This is a genomic window from Thiomonas sp. UBA7699 (assembly GCF_002482605.1).
Classification (GTDB): domain Bacteria; phylum Pseudomonadota; class Gammaproteobacteria; order Burkholderiales; family Burkholderiaceae_C; genus Thiomonas; species Thiomonas arsenitoxydans.
The window spans coordinates 19,604-34,672 of sequence record NZ_DLGH01000032.1 but is presented as its reverse complement, the minus strand read 5'-3'; the positions used below and the strand labels follow the sequence as shown (position 1 = coordinate 34,672).

15 protein-coding genes are annotated in these 15,069 nt (G+C 64.2%); 2 read left to right on the top strand and 13 right to left on the bottom strand.

Translation table 11 applies throughout. The features are described from left to right. Window positions 1-131: 131 nt before the first annotated feature. Window positions 132-356, top strand: coding sequence for a hypothetical protein (locus B3H47_RS14100; RefSeq protein WP_286987635.1), 225 nt, complete (start codon window positions 132-134; stop codon window positions 354-356). A 44-nt stretch (window positions 357-400) separates the two neighbouring features. Here B3H47_RS14100 and B3H47_RS14095 read toward each other — a convergent pair whose 3' ends face one another. Next, window positions 401-847, bottom strand: a complete 447-nt coding sequence (locus B3H47_RS14095) for a hypothetical protein (RefSeq protein WP_286987634.1) — start codon at window positions 845-847, stop codon at window positions 401-403. Beyond that, a complete protein-coding gene (locus tag B3H47_RS14090; protein WP_286987632.1) occupies window positions 844-1,164 on the bottom strand; it encodes a hypothetical protein in 321 nt (106 codons plus the stop codon). Before B3H47_RS14090 ends, B3H47_RS14095 begins: the two co-directional genes overlap by 4 nt. A gap of 146 nt (window positions 1,165-1,310) precedes the next feature. Here B3H47_RS14090 and B3H47_RS14085 point away from each other — a divergent pair, with 146 nt between their 5' ends. Next, window positions 1,311-2,030 (top strand): hypothetical protein, encoded by a 720-nt coding sequence (locus B3H47_RS14085; protein WP_286987630.1) that lies wholly within the window; start codon window positions 1,311-1,313, stop codon window positions 2,028-2,030. Window positions 2,031-2,178: 148 nt separating this feature from the next. Here the strand turns inward: B3H47_RS14085 and B3H47_RS14080 are convergent, their stop codons facing one another. The 11 genes from B3H47_RS14080 to odhB all read right to left on the bottom strand — a co-directional run bounded on the left by B3H47_RS14080 (window position 2,179) and on the right by odhB (window position 15,060). Next, window positions 2,179-2,541 (bottom strand): DUF962 domain-containing protein, encoded by a 363-nt coding sequence (locus B3H47_RS14080; protein WP_286987629.1) that lies wholly within the window; start codon window positions 2,539-2,541, stop codon window positions 2,179-2,181. Window positions 2,542-2,598: 57 nt separating this feature from the next. Then, window positions 2,599-3,558: an NAD(P)H-dependent flavin oxidoreductase gene (locus tag B3H47_RS14075; protein ID WP_286987627.1), complete on the bottom strand. Its 960-nt coding sequence runs from the start codon at window positions 3,556-3,558 to the stop codon at window positions 2,599-2,601. A gap of 1 nt (window position 3,559) precedes the next feature. After that, window positions 3,560-5,344, bottom strand: coding sequence for an acyl-CoA dehydrogenase (locus B3H47_RS14070; RefSeq protein ID WP_286987625.1), 1,785 nt, complete (start codon window positions 5,342-5,344; stop codon window positions 3,560-3,562). Window positions 5,345-5,434: 90 nt separating this feature from the next. Continuing rightward, window positions 5,435-6,367 (bottom strand): electron transfer flavoprotein subunit alpha/FixB family protein, encoded by a 933-nt coding sequence (locus tag B3H47_RS14065; RefSeq protein ID WP_286987623.1) that lies wholly within the window; start codon window positions 6,365-6,367, stop codon window positions 5,435-5,437. 51 nt (window positions 6,368-6,418) lie between these two features. Further along, window positions 6,419-7,168: an electron transfer flavoprotein subunit beta/FixA family protein gene (locus tag B3H47_RS14060; protein WP_286987621.1), complete on the bottom strand. Its 750-nt coding sequence runs from the start codon at window positions 7,166-7,168 to the stop codon at window positions 6,419-6,421. Window positions 7,169-7,361: 193 nt separating this feature from the next. Next, window positions 7,362-9,005: an acyl-CoA synthetase gene (locus tag B3H47_RS14055; RefSeq protein WP_286987619.1), complete on the bottom strand. Its 1,644-nt coding sequence runs from the start codon at window positions 9,003-9,005 to the stop codon at window positions 7,362-7,364. A gap of 72 nt (window positions 9,006-9,077) precedes the next feature. Continuing rightward, window positions 9,078-10,364, bottom strand: a complete 1,287-nt coding sequence (locus B3H47_RS14050; protein WP_286987617.1) for a mechanosensitive ion channel family protein — start codon at window positions 10,362-10,364, stop codon at window positions 9,078-9,080. A gap of 66 nt (window positions 10,365-10,430) precedes the next feature. Then, window positions 10,431-11,126, bottom strand: a complete 696-nt coding sequence (locus B3H47_RS14045; protein WP_286987616.1) for a hypothetical protein — start codon at window positions 11,124-11,126, stop codon at window positions 10,431-10,433. Further along, on the bottom strand, window positions 11,123-12,220 hold the full coding sequence (gene zapE / locus B3H47_RS14040) for a cell division protein ZapE (RefSeq protein ID WP_286987615.1): 1,098 nt from the start codon (window positions 12,218-12,220) through the stop codon (window positions 11,123-11,125). Before zapE ends, B3H47_RS14045 begins: the two co-directional genes overlap by 4 nt. A gap of 10 nt (window positions 12,221-12,230) precedes the next feature. Further along, window positions 12,231-13,664: a dihydrolipoyl dehydrogenase gene (gene lpdA, locus B3H47_RS14035; RefSeq protein ID WP_286987613.1), complete on the bottom strand. Its 1,434-nt coding sequence runs from the start codon at window positions 13,662-13,664 to the stop codon at window positions 12,231-12,233. A 73-nt stretch (window positions 13,665-13,737) separates the two neighbouring features. Next, window positions 13,738-15,060 carry a 2-oxoglutarate dehydrogenase complex dihydrolipoyllysine-residue succinyltransferase gene (gene odhB / locus B3H47_RS14030; protein WP_286729910.1) on the bottom strand — a complete coding sequence of 441 codons (1,323 nt, stop codon included), beginning with the start codon at window positions 15,058-15,060 and terminating at the stop codon, window positions 13,738-13,740. Between the last annotated feature and the right edge of the window lie 9 nt (window positions 15,061-15,069).

Genomic DNA, 15,069 nt, shown 5'->3' with positions numbered 1-15,069 from the left:
CCCACAGGCGCGCGTGCGCGCGCAGAGGGAGAGTTTTTACTTTTATCTTTTACTGGCTTGCATAGCTGTGCGAGGGGTGGGGTGGCATAGCTGTGCAAGGGGTGGGGTGGCATAGCTGTGCAAGGGGTTGCATGGCTGTGCAAGGGGGTGTGGATAAGTTCATAGGTTGCAGCCTGTCGCCCGCCGCCTGGGTGAGTGCAGCGGATCACGCCTTCAGCCACAAGGCGGTGCAGGACTCGGCGGGTTTGGTCTGGGCTCAGGCCGGCCAGCCGCGCGAGGCCAGACACCGGCGCAGCCGCCGCTGTCTGGCCCTTGGGCGCGCGCCAGGCCAGAGCGAGGAGAACCAGGCGGTCTGAGGCGCGCAGTGGCGAGACCCAGGCGATTTCCATCGCCTCGGCGCTCATATCAGCACCCCCTGCACTTCCAGCTCTGCCATGCGCAGGGCGCGCAACTGCTGCGCTCGCCGCCGGGTGATGCGGCAGGCGGTGGCGTGCAGCAGAGTGTCCAGAGACTCCCAGTCTGCGGCCAGATCAGCTGCGGCGAGGGCCGCAGCGTCGAGCGCTGCGGCGGACTGCGCTGCCGCGATCAGCTCGCAAGGGTCGGCCGTGTCCTCTTCTGACCAGCCAGCCCAAGCCTGCCGAAAGGTGCTTTGCCCTTTTCCCCTGCGCGCGGCGCTGCGCAGCTGCTTTTCTGTCTGCTCAGGCTCATCTTCCCACTCAACCCCTGCGTCCCGGCCATCATGGGCCTTCAGCCACGCGGCGGCGGGGTCCAAGGCGCCGGCGGCGCGGGCGTGGATGGCGGCGGCCTTGGGGTCAAGGGCCGACTGGCAGCGGGCCGCCCAGCTCATTGTTTAGCCCCCGCAGCGACGGTTTTGCGCGGGCGGCCAGGGCCGCGGCGGGCGGGTGGAGAAGTGACTTCATGCGGCAGGGTCGGCGCGGTGGGCTGGCCCAGCAGGGCCGCCTGGATGTCACTCACCAAAACCAGCTTTTTCTCCCGCCCGGCGATTTCAAACCTGCGGACTGGAAATGGGAATTTGTCAAGCGCCAAAAGGTTGGCTGCAGTTTTGTATCCAGTTTCTGCACTCCTGGAATATCCCACTAAAAAAAGCGCTTCCCCTGGTGAAACCGCGATTTTTCCGCCGCCTAATTGAAATTTCGTTTCCATTTCCCCTGCTCGTCATTGAGGATCGATGGGGGAAATTTTTTCGCTGATCTTCGTTGCGCGGTTGGGGAAGATTCGACTTTATTTGTCCTATGCCATGTCGTTGTTTTTATTGTGTATATAATGGACTTATGCGAGCAACATCGGAAATGAAAGAAGCATGGCGGGCCTGCGCAGCAGAAATTCGCCAGCGCAGCGGTTTGGGGACTGGGCTGCTGGAGCGGGCGCTGGGGGTCGGCGACGGCACTGGGCGGGGGTGGCGGCGCTGGATGGCGCCGGCGCCGCCGATGCCCCGAAAGTGGTTCGATCTGGTCGAGGTCGCATTGCTGCGCGGATGGCTGTCTAACCGGGCCGCGCAGGGGTTGTTAGATGCAGCTCAAACAGCGGCAGGGCGCGAGCAGTTGGATGAGGCTCAAGCCCCTCGGCAGCAGCCGCCCTCCGTTCACGTTCAGGTCGTGCTTCCTTTCATGTCACCTCCGAGCGTGCCGGACGATCTGTTGGTTCTGAATCGCGGCATGGTGGCCCCCGGTGCGCAGCTCGACGCCGCAACTGCGGCCTGGCTGCTGGCTGGAGATGCGATTGAGGCCACCCGAAGGGCTGGGGCGGGCCTGGGCAGCGGCGGCGCCAAAGGCGCACGCCACCGTAAATGGCTTGAGGCCACACCCGAGGGCAAGGAGTGGCTGGCCGCCGTGAAGACGCTGCGGCGCACGATCGAGCGCCTGGGGCTGTCCGAGCGGCCCGGGGTTCCTGGACACCCGGGGCGTGATTCTGTGCGCGCCAGGGAGGCCGCACGGAAAGCTCTGGAAGAAACCCTGCAGGCCGCTTATGAGCGGCTGGGCTATCCGCCACCCCCGATGCAGGATGCGTGAAAGCCCAGCCTGGGGGAGCTATGGGGGAGCGCCCTAGGGAACATTGGGGAACCCTGGGGGAATTGTGGGGGAGTGAATGTCCCCCACAGACGAAAAAAAGCCCACAGTGTTAGTGTGGGCTTGTTCTGTAAGTGATTGATTAGGCTAATTATTTTATGTTCGTCAGCATCTGCCACCACATCACCCAGTCGCCCATCAAACTGAACAGCGGGCGCTGGAACGTCGCCGGACGGTTGTGTTCGACAAAAAAGTGGGCCGCCCAGGCAAAAGCGTAGCCGCAGATGACGGCCGCGAGCAGCCACCATGGGTTGGCGGTGAAAATGAGAAAAAACAGGCAGATCAGCGCCAGGGTTGAGCCAGCGAAGTGCAGCTTGCGGGTGAGCGGCAGCCGGTGCTCGGCCAGATACAGCGGATAAAACTCGGCAAACGTGCGCGCCCCGGCGAGTTGCGCGGCGTTGGGGGGTGAAGGCGCCTCAGGCTGAGCCTGCGGGTGATGATGATGTGCACGCATGGGGTATCTCCAGATTCGTGCTTCGGACTACACCACTATAGGCGAGCTGTCGGAGCGTCAGCGGCCGCACATCCGAGTTTTCGCGGCTTCGTATTCCCGCTGCAGTTGGGCCACAAGGTCTGCGGCGGGCTGCACCCGGCCCACGGCCCCTATGCCCTGGCCGCAGCCCCAGATGTCTTTCCAGGCTTTGGCCCCGCCGATGGCGGCGGCGAAATCCATCTTGCTCGGATCGCCCTCGGGCAGATGGTCGGGATCGAGCCCGGCGGCGGCAATCGAGCCGCGCAGGTAGTTGCCGTGCACGCCGGTGAACAGGCTGGAGTACACGATGTCTTGCGCGCTGCTGTCCACGATCATCTGCTTGTAGCCCTCGGCGGCGCGCGCCTCGTCGGTGGCGATGAAGGCGCTGCCGATATAAGCCAGATCGGCCCCCATGGCCTGCGCGGCAAGCACCGAGTCGCCACGGGCAATGGCGCCAGAAAGCACAACCGGCCCGTCGAACCAGCGCCGGGTTTCCTGCACCAGCGCAAAAGGCGATTGCGTGCCCGCGTGTCCGCCGGCGCCGGCCGCCACCAGAATGAGACCGTCTGCGCCCTTCTCCACCGCTTTGTGCGCAAAGGTCTGGTTGATCACATCGTGCAGCACGATGCCGCCCCAACCATGCACGCCCTGATTCACTTCGGGGCGAGCGCCCAGCGAGGTGATGACGATGGGCACTCGGTACTTGGCGCAGAGCATCATATCCTGCTCCAGGCGCTCGTTGCTGCGGTGAACGATCTGGTTGACCGCGAACGGCGCAGCGGGCTGGTCGGGATGGGCCGCGTTCCACGCGGCAAGTGCCTCGGTGATTTCGGCCAGCCATTCGTCGAGCTGCGACGCCGGGCGGGCATTCAGCGCGGGAAAACTGCCGACGATGCCCGCGGTGCATTGCGCAATCACCAACTTGGGATTGGAGATGATGAACAGCGGCGAGCCGATGACAGGCAGCCGCAGCTTGGAAAGAATGGCGGGCAGACTCATCTCAGAACGCCTCCACCGGCAGGGCCATCACGCTGTCGGCGCCACTCAAGACTGCGTCGCGCAAACCGCCGCAGCGCGGCAGGATGTGGGCGCAGTAAAACGCAGCGGTGGCCCGTTTGGCTTGGGCGAAGGCGGCTTCATCCGCCGGAAGGTCGCGCGTGGCCAGCCAGCTTTGCGCCATCTGCCAACCGGTCATCAGGTTGCCCGCCAGCATCAGATAAGGCACGCTGCCCACGAACACCGCGTTGGGGTCGGACTTGCCGTGCGCCGCGACAAACGCCACCACCTGCGCATACGCTTCGCGGGCTTGCCGCAGCTGGCCAGCCATGGTCACGGCCTGCGCATCGCCCGTGGCCGTGAGCGCCTCTTCGACCTTGCTCACCCGTGCGGCGAAGTGCAGCGCCAGGGCGCCGCCATCGCGCACCGTCTTGCGTCCCACCAGATCGTTGGCCTGGATGGCCGTGGTGCCCTCGTAGATGGTGAGAATGCGGGCGTCGCGGTAATACTGGGCCGCCCCCGTTTCTTCGATAAAGCCCATGCCGCCATGCACCTGCACGCCAAGGCTCGCCACCTTGATGCTCATCTCTGTCGAGTAGCCCTTGACCAGCGGCACCAGAAACTCGTAGGCCGCCTCGTGCGCAGCGCGCTGTCCGGCATCGGGATGGGCGCGGCCCACGTCGTGCAGACTCGCGGCCACCAGCGCGAGTGCGCGGCAACCTTCGGTGAGCGCGCGCATGGTCATGAGCATGCGGCGCACATCGGGGTGATGCACGATGCTCACCGGCTGCGCCGCGCTGCCGTCCACCGGGCGCGACTGCACCCGATCCTTGGCATAGGCCGCCGCCTTTTGGTAAGCCCGCTCGGCTACGGCAATGCCCTGCAGGCCCACGGCGTAGCGGGCCGCGTTCATCATGATGAACATGTATTCCAGCCCGCGATTGGCCTCGCCCACCAGCTCGCCAATCGCGCCGGTTCCCACCTCGCCCTTGCCGTCGCCGTAAATCAGCACCGCCGTCGGGCTGGCCTTGATGCCCAGCTTGTGCTCGATGGAGGCGCACCAAACGTCGTTGCGCCGCCCGTCTTCCAGCACCTTGGGCACGATGAACAGCGAAATGCCCTTGACTCCCGCCGGTGCATCCGGCAGGCGGGCCAGCACCAGGTGGACGATGTTGTCCGCCATGTCGTGCTCGCCGTAAGTGATGTAAATCTTCTGGCCGAACAGCCGGTAAGTTCCGTCGCCCTGAGGCTCGGCGCGGCTGCGCACCAGCGCCAAATCAGAGCCCGCCTGCGGCTCGGTGAGATTCATGGTGCCCGTCCACTCGCCCGAGATCAGCTTGGGGATGTAGCGCTGCTTCTGCGCATCGGTACCCGCGGTGAGCAAGGCTTCGATGGCGCCGTCTGACAAGAGCGGGCACAGCGCGAAACTGAGGTTGGCGCTGTTGAGCATTTCGGTGCAGGCCGCCGAGATGCTTTTGGGCAAACCCTGCCCGCCAAATTCAGCCGAATGTTGCAGCCCTTGCCACCCGCCATCGACGAACTGCCGGAACGCCTGCTTGAATCCCGGGGTGGTGGTCACCTTGCCGTCTGCCCAGGCGCTGGGATGGAGGTCGCCCTCGCGGTTCAGCGGGGCGATCACATCGCGGTTGAATTTGCCGCATTCCTCCAGCACCGCTGCCGCCGTGTCAGGGGTGGCGTCCTCGAAGCCCGGCAGTTTGGAAATGGACTCCAGGCCTGCGAGATGTTCGAGGTCGAACATCATGTCGCGGATGGGGGCGGTATAGCTCATGCGAGTCTCCGTCTGGGGATGTTTGTGGAGCAGCCGTCTGCGCGGCTGTCGTCGGGTGTCAACACGTTGTGAACGGGCGGGGTTTAAGCCTCAAATCTGCTTGACCATTTCCGGCACGGCAGTGAACAAATCGGCCACCAGACCGTAATCGGCCACGCCGAAGATCGGCGCTTCTTCGTCCTTGTTGATAGCGACGATGACCTTGCTGTCTTTCATACCGGCCAGATGCTGGATGGCGCCGGATATACCCACGGCCACATAGAGTTGCGGCGCGACGATCTTGCCGGTTTGCCCCACCTGCCAGTCGTTGGGGGCATAGCCCGCATCGACCGCAGCGCGGCTGGCGCCCATCGCGGCGCCGAGTTTGTCGGCCAGCGGGGTCATCACCGCCTCGAAGTTTTCCTTGCTGCCCAGGCCGCGCCCGCCGGAGACGATGATCTTCGCCGCGGTGAGTTCCGGCCGCTCGCTCTTGGTGGTTTCGCGTCCGACCAGACTGGACAGCCCGGCATCGGCCACGGCGTCAACGCTGCTCACCTCGGCCGTGCCGCCGGTCGCGGCCACCGGGTCGAAGCCCGTGGTGCGCACGGTGATGACCAAGACCTTGTCGCTGCTTTGCACCGTGGCAATGGCGTTGCCGGCGTAGATGGGGCGATCGAAAGTATCGGGGCTGTGCACATGAATGATGTCGGACACCTGCGCCACATCGAGCAGGGCCGCCACGCGCGGGGCGATGTTTTTGCCGAAGGCCGTAGCCGGCGCCAGGATGTGGCTGTAGGACGGCGCCAAAGCCAGCACTTGCGCAGCGCTGGCTTCCGCCAGGCCCGCGGCGAGTTGCGGCGCGTCGGCGCACAACACCTTGCCCACGCCAGCAGCCTGCGCGGCAGCCTGGGCAACCGCTGCACAGTTTTGCCCGGCAACGAGCACATGCACTTGCGGATCGCACAGCAACGCGGCGGCAATGGTGTTGAGGGTGGAGGGTTTGAGAACCTGGTTGTCGTGTTCGGCAATGACGAGTGCGGTCATGGAAAAATCCTCGAATGGGTTGCTTGCGAAAAGCCGCTCAGGGAAGGCAGGTCAGATGACCTTGGCCTCGGTCTTCAGACGAGCGACCAGCGTGGCGACATCGGGCACCTTCACGCCCGCGCCGCGCTTGGGCGGTTCGGCAACCTTCAGCGTTTTGAGTCGCGGGCTCACATCCACGCCCAGTTCTTCCGGCTTGAGGGTATCAATCGGCTTTTTCTTCGCCTTCATGATGTTGGGCAGAGTGACGTAGCGCGGCTCGTTGAGCCGCAGGTCCGTGGTGATGACGGCGGGCAGCTTGACCGCGATCGTCTCCAGACCGCCATCCACCTCGCGGGTGACTTTCGCCTGCGCGCCGTCGAGTTCGACCTTGGACGCAAAGGTAGCCTGCGACCAGCCCAGCAGAGCAGCCAGCATTTGCCCGGTCTGGTTGGAATCGTCATCGATGGCCTGCTTGCCCAGAATGACCAACTGCGCACCCTCTTTCTCGACCACAGCCTTGAGCAGCTTGGCCACGGCCAGGGGCTGCAACTCAGCCTCGCTTTCCACCAGCACGCCCCGGTCGGCGCCGATCGCCATGGCGGTGCGCAGGGTCTCGCCGCAGGCGGCTACACCACAACTCACCGCGACGATTTCGGTCGCTGCGCCTTTTTCCTTGAGCCGCACCGCTTCTTCCACGGCGATTTCGTCAAACGGGTTCATGCTCATCTTCACACCGGCGGTATCGATGCCGCTGCCATCCGACTTGACCCGCACCTTGACGTTGTAATCCACCACGCGCTTGACCGCGACCAGCACTTTCATGCAATTGCTCCAGTAGGGTTTGTTGTGTGGGTCAGTATAGGCAGCGCCCTGACCTGAACGGACTGACCGACCCATAATAGAACGACCGTTCGTTTTTGGCAGTGTAACGACGGACGCGGCCGCAAATCAAGCCCCGCGCAAAGGGCCCATTACCTTTGGCGGAATCAGGAAGGGCCGCTTTCAAAGCGGATTTCTATAGATCAATCGCTTCGCGGGAATGCGCCTGCGCGCGCAAGGCGTATTTCTGGATCTTGCCGGTGGACGTTTTGGGCACCTCGCCAAACACCACTTTGCGCGGCGTTTTGAAGCCTGCGAGGTGAGCTTTGCAGAACGCGATGATTTCTTCTTCGGTCACCGTTCGGCCTTGCTTGAGTTCGACAAACGCGCAGGGACTCTCGCCCCATTTCGGATCGGGCATAGCCACCACGGCGGCCACCAGCACAGCGGGATGGCGGTAAAGCACGTCTTCGACTTCGATGCTGGAGATGTTTTCCCCGCCCGAAATAATGACGTCCTTGCTGCGATCCTTGATCTTGATGTAGCCGTCGGGATCGACCACAGCGAGGTCGCCGCTGTGAAACCAACCGCCATGAAAAGCCTGCTCGGTCGCATCGGGATTGTCCAGATAGCCTTTCATCATGATGTTGCCGCGAAACATGATTTCGCCCAGGGTTTGCCCATCGTGCGGCACTTCTTCCAGGGTGTCTGAGTTCCGCACGGTCGCGGCATTCTGCAGGTGATAGCGCACGCCCTGCCGCGCATTCAAACGCGCGCGCTCAGGCAGCGGCAGCTCAGTCCAGGACTCCTGTTTGGCGCAAACCGTCGCCGGGCCATACACCTCGGTGAGGCCGTAGGTGTGAGTCAGATCGAAGCCCATGGCTTCGAGCCCCTCGATCAGTGCCGCGGGTGGCGCGGCGCCGGCGACCATGGCCCGCACAGCGTGGTGAATGCCGGCTTTCATCTCGGCGGGTGCATTGACCAGCAGATTGTGGACGATCGGAGCGCCGCAGTAATGCGTTACACCCGCGCTTCGGATGCGATCGAAAATGGCCTGCGCCTCGACCTTGCGCAGACAGACGTTGACCCCGGCCCGCGCGGCCACCGTCCACGGAAAGCACCAGCCGTTGCAATGAAACATGGGCAGAGTCCACAGATAGACCGGGTGCTTGGGCATGTCCCATTCGAGAATATTGGACACCGCATTCACATACGCGCCGCGATGGGAGTACACCACGCCCTTGGGTTTGCCGGTCGTGCCGGAGGTGTAATTCAAGGAGATCGAATCCCACTCGTCGGCCACATCGGGCAACGCCTCGCTCGCCAGACCTTCTGCGAGCAGCGCCTCGTAACTCAGCGCGCCGATGCCTTGGCCGCCGGGCACGAACTCCGGATCGGGCACGTCGATCACCAGCGGCGGCGCCAGACCCTGCTCCACCGCGAGCGCCACGGCCCGCTGCATCACGGCCGCCAGTTCAGGATCGACCAGCACGGCCTTGGCGCCGCCGTGCAGCAGCATGTAGGCCAGCGCCTCGGCGTCGAGCCGGGTGTTGAGGGTGTTGAGCACCAGCCCGGCCATGGGCACGCCGAAATGCGCTTCCACCATGGTCGGCACATTGGGCAGCATGACCGCCACCACATCCCCGCGCTGCAGGCCCCGTCGCACCAGGGCCGATGCCAGCCGTCGGCAGCGCTCGCGCGTCTGCGCCCAGTTGCGCTGCAGGCTGCCGTGAAGGACGGCCAAGCGCTGCGGATAAAGGTCGGCGGCATGATCCAGAAAGATCAGCGGCGTGAGCGGCGCGTGGTTGGCGCGATTGGGGGTGAGGTCAGCGTCTTGCATATCGGTCTCCTTGTCTCGACAACATGCTGCAGCAGACGCCTTTCGCAGACCTTGCGTGGGAGCCTGCGCTCGCTATTGGCGCTCTGCAGCCTGCGCGGCTGGCTCCTTGCCCGGTGCCCACTGCAAAACCCGCTGCGGAAACGGAATCTCGATCCCGTTTTGTTTGAGCGCATGCCAGATGGCGAGATTGACCTGGCCTCGCACGCCCAGTGTGCCGTGTTCCGGGTCGGCAATCCAGTAGCCTACGGTGATGTTGATGGCGCTTTCGCCAAACGCATCGAGCACAGCGCTCGGGCCGGGGCTTTGCAAGACGCGCGGCACGGACTGCGCCGCCTCTTTGATCAGCACCAGCGCCTTTTCAACGTCGGTGTCGTACGACACGCCCACCGTGGTCGAGAGCCAGACGTTGGGGTCGTTATACGAGAGGTTTTCGATGCGGTTGGCGATCAGCATTTCGTTGGGCACGATGGAGTCCGTGCCCCCGGCGCTGCGCACCAGGGTGTAACGGGTCTTGATGTCGATGATCTGACCCTGAAAAGTCTCCACCCGCACGTTGTCGCCCACACGCAGACTGCGCTCGAGCAGAATGACAAAGCCCGAGACGTAGTTGGCTGCGATTTTCTGCAAACCCAGACCGAGGCCGACGCCCAAGGCACCACCGAACACGCTGAGCACGGTGAGATCGATGCCCACCATCTGCAAGGCGGTGAGGATGGCCACCAGCAGCACCACCGACCGCAGCAGCCGGGTGAACACCAGACGCAGGCTGGCGTCCAGCGGCGAGCGCATCAGCCGCGATTCCAGCAGCGAAGAAACCCACAGCGCCAGCAGCAGCGTGACGGCGATGGACGCCGCGCCCTTGAGCAAGGTCCAGCCGGAAAGGCGCTGACTGCCCAGGGAGATCGACAGCGCATCGAGCGCTTCGTGAATTTCAGGCAGCACGCCCGCCAGATGCAGGGCCAGCGTCACCCACAGGCCGATACTGACCACCCGCACCAGATAGTGCACGCCGCCATCCTTGGAAAACCGTTGCCTTGCGACGGAACCTGCCAGACGTACCAGCAGCAGCACCGCCAGCACCGGCAGCGCCAGTTTGAGCAGCGGCAGTTTGAGCAGCAGATGCGAGCCATGCCGCACCAGAACCAGCGCCAGCAAAGCCACCGCAGGAAATCCCAGGCCGTAGCGCCAGGTCGCGCGAAACGCCGTCTTCCAGTTGGGCAGCTTGCGCACCTGCTTTTCAAGCGCCGTGCCCAGCAGCACACCCAGCGCCACAACGCCCAGCAGAATGCCGATCTGCAGCCGCAGTTGCTCTGGGGATTGGTGGGTAAACGCCGCGATAAGGGGAGATTCAATCAACATGCGCAAAAGCCCGAATGGCCCGAATGAACAGGCGGGCATGGTAGCCCGCCGCACCCGCGTGCTCTTCTACGGTGCGCTGGGTGGCGGCACCGGCAACGGCGCTGTAGACGGCTTGGCGGCATTCTGGCGCGCCTGCTCGGCCTGCTTCTCGGCGTAGGCCTTTTGCTTGGCGGCGAAGTCGGCCTCCGCCTGCTTGACCTCCGCCGCGCGCTGCGCCGGGCTCTTCTGGCTTTGCGGCGCAGGGGCCGGAAACAGGCGCCCCGCAGGCGTGGGCACGGGCGCAGCGGCGGTGGCAGGCGTCTTCGGCGGCGCTGCAGCGGCTTGTGCGGCGCGTTGGGCGGCCTGCTGCTGTCGCTGTGCAAGGTCGGCTTCGCGTGCCGCGCTCTGCTGCTCGGCTTGTGCGCGGTCGGGCTGCCCGCGCTGTGAGGCGGCTCTATTCGCCTGCACCCGGCGGAGTTCGTCTTCGGCAGCGCGCAGGCGGCCGCGCAGAGCGATGGCCTGCAGATCGGTGTCGATGGGGGCCAGTGCAGCACGCTCCTTCTCGCGTGCCGCGTCGAGGCAGTCGTTGACAAAAAAGCGCTGCAGACAGGCGCCGCGCTGCGCCGCGTACTCCGCCTGCACCTGCGCGCGCTGCTGCTGCAAGACCACTTGTTGCGCAGCGTCTTGAGCCGGGGTGGGTTGCGCCGCCGCCAGGGCAGCGCTCGAACCTAGGCAAGCCATCAGCACCCACCCGACTGGGAAAACCTTTTGGAAGACGTTCATACCAGCGTGGCCTCGCCCTGGCGCCGCCCCTCGCGCAAATACTCGGCGCTCTGCATTTCGTTCTGGCGCGAAACGGTGCGGGTGAATTCATAGTCGAGCGGCCCGTGCACATAAAGCTGCTCGGGCGGCACGGCGGCTGACAGAATCAGTTTGATGCGGCGGTCGTACAGCACGTCCACCAGCAGGGTGAAGCGACGCGCGGCGCTGGCCATGTCTTCGGTCATCAGCGGCACGTCGGACAGCAGCACAGTGTGAAAGCGGCTGGCGAGTTCGAGGTAGTCGTTTTGCGAACGCGGGGTTTCGCATAGTTCGTGAAAACTGAACCACACCACACCGCCGGCCCGCTGCAGCGCCTGCACTTCGCGGCCTTCGATGGTCAGCACCGGGTCTTCTTCGGTACTGGAGGCCATGCGCTCGAAGGCCTGTTCCATTCGGGCTTGCGCCTCGTCTCCCAGCGGGGTGATGTAGAGGTTGAGTTCGCGCAGGGCTTTGTGGCGATAGTCCACACCGGCATCGATTTTGACCACGTCCATTTTTTGTTTGATGAGTTCGATGGCGGGCAGTATGCGGTCGCGGTGCAGACCATCAGGGTAAAGATCGTCAGGATGAAAGTTGGAGGTGGCAACCATTTGCACCCCATGATCGAACAGCCCGTCGAGCAGGCGATGCAGGATCATGGCGTCGGTCACATCGCTGATGTGAAACTCGTCGAAGCAGATCAGCCTGAAGCGCCGCGCAATGCGTTTGGAAAGCTCGGTCAGCGGATCGACAGTGCCCTGCAAGGCGGCCATTTCGCGTTGCACCTCGTGCATGAACTCATGGAAGTGCAGCCGCGTTTTGCGCAGCAGCGGCACGGTGACAAAAAACGCATCCATCAGCATCGACTTGCCCCGCCCCACGCCGCCGTAGAGGTAAACCCCGCGTGGCAATTCGGGATGCACCAGGGCTCGGCGAATGGCGCTCGACCGGCGCGACTTGTACTCGACCCATTCGTCGTAACACTGCTGCAGACGGGCCACGCCCGCGCGCTGGGCGGCATCCGCAGTAAAGCCTCTCTCACTCAGGGATTGCTCGAAATACTCGGTGACATTCATGCGCTGCCGTTCAGAAGTTCAGCGTGCGGCCCGCAACGCCCAGCGCCGCTTCCTTCAGGCTCTCCGACAGCGTGGGGTGCGCGTGGCAGATGCGGGCGATGTCTTCGCTGGCGGCCTTGAATTCCATCGCCACCGCGGCCTCGGCGATCAGCTCCGAGGCCATCGGGCCGATGATGTGCACGCCGAGAATTTCATCGGTCTGCGCATCGGCCAGCATTTTGACGAATCCGGTGGTGTCGCCCAGGGCACGGGCACGGCCATTGGCCATGAAGGGAAAACTTCCCGCCTTGTAAGCGCGGCCAGCGGCCTTGAGCTGCTGCTCGGTTTGTCCGACCCAGGCGATTTCGGGCGCGGTGTAGATGACCCAGGGCACGGTGTTGAAATCGACGTGCGGTTTCTGCCCGGCGATGCGCTCGGCCACGGCCACGCCCTCTTCCTCGGCCTTGTGCGCCAGCATGGGGCCGCGCACCACATCGCCCACCGCCCAGATGCCCGGCAGGTTGGTGCGGCAGTCGGCGTCCACCTGAATGAAGCCGCGCTCATCCAGTTGCAGGCCGATAGTTTGTGCACCGAGCGAGTCGGTATTCGGCTTGCGGCCGACGGAGACGATGAGCCGCTCGACCTTGAGCGTCTGCGCTTCGCCTTTGGCGTTGGTCCAATCGACGGTCACCCCGTTTTTCAGCACCTTGGTCGCCGTGATCTTCGCGCCCAGATGAATCGCCAGCCCCTGTTTGGTGAACTGCTTGAGCGCCTCTTTGGCGACCTGCGCATCGGCAGCGGCGAGAAAGTCGGGCATGGCTTCCAGCAGGGTGACTTGCGCACCGAGGCGGCGCCACACGCTGCCCATCTCCAGCCCGATCACCCCGGCGCCGATCACGCCCAGCGTCTTGGGCACAGCGTCGATGGACAGCGCGCCGTCGTTGGACAACACGCGCTGCTCATCGAAGTCCAGACCGGGCAGGCTGCGCGGCACCGAGCCGGTCGCCACGATGATCTGCTTGGCCGACAGCACCTGCTCGGCGTCCTTGCCGGTCACCGCGACCTGCCATCCGGCGTCGGCGTTGCCGCCTTTGAACGCGGCTGTGCCGTGGAAAAACGTGACCTTGTTCTTCTTGAACAGGTAGAGGATGCCTTCGTTGTTCTGCTTGACCACTTGGGCCTTGCGCTGCTGCATGACGGGCACATCGATGGACAGGCCGCTCACGCCAATGCCATGCGCGGCGAAATCGTGCCCCGCCTGCTCGAAATGCTCGCTCGACTGCAACAGCGCCTTGGAGGGAATGCAGCCGATATTGGTACAGGTGCCGCCCGGCGCAGGGCCGCCCTGGGCATTGCGCCAGGCGTCGATGCAGGCCACGTTTAGGCCCAGTTGAGCGGCGCGGATGGCAGCGATATAGCCGCCAGGGCCAGCGCCGATGACGATGAGATCAAATTCCGAAGACATGATGGTTTCCTGGTTGCGCGCACGCGGCGCGTCGACGCGAATAAGCGGATGAAGCCTTGGCTTGGCGCCCGGATCAAAGATCGAGCAGCAGACGCGCCGGGTCTTCGAGCGCCTCTTTCATCGCCACCAGACTCAGCACCGCTTCGCGGCCGTCGATCAGGCGGTGGTCGTAGCTCAGCGCCAGGTAGTTCATCGGGCGAATCACGATCTGACCGTCTTCGACCACGGGCCGGTCTTTGGTGGCGTGGATGCCCAGAATGGCCGACTGCGGCGGGTTGATGATGGGCGTGGACAGCATCGAGCCGAACACCCCGCCGTTGCTGATGGAGAAGGTGCCGCCGGTGAGCTCCTCGATGGTCAGCTTGCCGTCACGCGCCTTGGCGCCAAAATCGGCGATGGCTTTTTCGATGTCGGCAAAACTCATCTGATCGGCATTGCGCAGAATGGGCACCACCAGCCCGCGCGGACTGCCCACGGCGATGCCGATGTCGAAGTAGCCGTGATAGACGATGTCATTGCCGTCGATCGAGGCGTTGAGCAGAGGGAACTTGCGCAGCGCATGCACCGCGGCGCGCACAAAAAAGCTCATGAAACCCAGCTTCACGCCGTGTTGCTTCTCGAACTTGTCTTTGTACAGATTGCGCATGTCGATCACCGGCTTCATGTTCACTTCGTTGAAGGTGGTGAGGATGGCATTGGTGGCCTGCGACTGCAGCAGCCGCTCGGCGATGCGCGCGCGCAGGCGGCTCATCGGCACGCGCTGTTCGGGCCGGTCGGTGTAGGCGGCGAGATCGAGATCGGCCTCCACCGGCTGCAACGCGGGGATGGTGAGCGAGGGCATTGCGGCCGCAGCGGGCGCCGGTTTCGGCGCCGGTTTCGGCGCGGGCGTTGGGGCTGGAACGGACGGCGGCTTGGGCGCAGCCGCAGCCTGCAAGGCATCACCCTTGGTAATGCGGCCGCCGCGCCCGGTGCCCGCCACATCAGACGGATTCACGCCCTGCTCGGCCATGATCTTCGCCGCAGCCGGCATAGCCACCGCAGCGCCTGCGGAGGGAGCCGCAGGCGCAACTGCAGATGCAACCGCGGTCGGAGCCGAAACAGCCGATTCAGCCGCCTTGACCGGCGCCACGGGCAACGGGCTGGTCTGCGGTTTGGCTTCAGTGTCGATCTTGGCAATGACTTCGTCGCTGGTCACCGATTCGCCGTCGTTCTTGACGATCTGCGCCATCACCCCGGCTTCGGGAGCGGGCACTTCGAGCACCACTTTGTCGGTCTCGATTTCAATCAGGATTTCATCCTGCGCCACGGGTTCGCCGGGCTTTTTCTTCCAGGTCAGCAGGGTGGCTTCAGCCACGGATTCGGAGAGTTGGGGAACTTTGATGTCGATCAGCGCCATGATGGAGTC